The organism is Streptomyces actuosus (genome assembly GCF_016921115.1).
Classification (GTDB): Bacteria; Actinomycetota; Actinomycetes; order Streptomycetales; family Streptomycetaceae; genus Streptomyces; species Streptomyces actuosus_A.
In genome coordinates this window covers 1-1,036 of the sequence record NZ_JAFFZS010000116.1, presented here as the reverse complement: position 1 = coordinate 1,036, position 1,036 = coordinate 1, and the positions used below count along the sequence as shown (strand labels likewise).

Below are 1,036 nucleotides of genomic sequence, written 5' to 3'. Positions count from 1 at the left end.
GCATTAGATAATAATAAACAAAATATTGAAGACAAAAGCATAAAGTTTATATATGTATATATATATATTTCATTATATATTATTTATTTTAAATAATTAAAATTTAACAAATATTAATAAATTGTTATCTTTGTATAATAAACATACTAAAATAACATATAACTTCTAACCTATTAATATATATATATATGTATAATAAGCAGTTACAATATTTATACTTAAATTACATATATAATACCTGAAAGGGTTAGGAAATTAGGGTATTACATAAGTTACTTATATAATACCCAAAAGAATTCGGAAAGAAGGGAATTACTAAAACTATCATTTATATAAACCAAACCCCTACCACCCAGCAAAACTTTATAAAAAATTTTTTTTTTTGATTATTTATTAATAAAAATATATATAGCTTTACATTAAATAAATGAATTGTTTTTTTTTTTCCTATATAAGGTAAAATTTTACCAAATAAATTAAAAATTTTACATATCTGTAGTAGATAGTTTTTTCATCTATTCAAACTTGTAAAACAAAAATTAAGAAAAAATTATTTATTTAATATATATCTTTGAATAATTAAAATTTATGATTTTAGTGATCTACACTTTTTTCTCATTAGGGTGTGTAGCGATTAAAGCTAAAGTAATTATTAAAAGATATAATAAATCAAATTCAAGATTAAAGAATAGGAAAGCTATGTAGAATAACATTCCTAATAATGTATATAAAGCATATGTAGTAACAACACCTGTACTTAACTCATTTAATTTAGAACTTAAATGAACTAAAAGTTTTTCAAGACCTGCAGGTCCTATTAACTCTACAGAACCTTTATCAAGACTCTTAGATGTTTGACCACCTAATTTAAGAACACCATCTGTAATGTATTTATTATAAAATAATTCCACGTAGAATCTTTGATTAAAGAAACTAAATATGTTATAACCAAATCTAGTAAATTTAAAGTTAATAAGTAATTTAGGTAAGAATTCTGATAACAATACAGAAAGTATACTTAATGAGACTGTAAATA

1 protein-coding gene is annotated in these 1,036 nt (G+C 20.7%); it reads right to left on the bottom strand.

Annotated features, from left to right (window positions below; translation table 11 throughout):
• Positions 1-602: 602 nt before the first annotated feature.
• Positions 603-1,036: hypothetical protein (locus JS756_RS38910; protein WP_205387442.1), on the bottom strand; the 434-nt coding region annotated here is incomplete at its 5' end.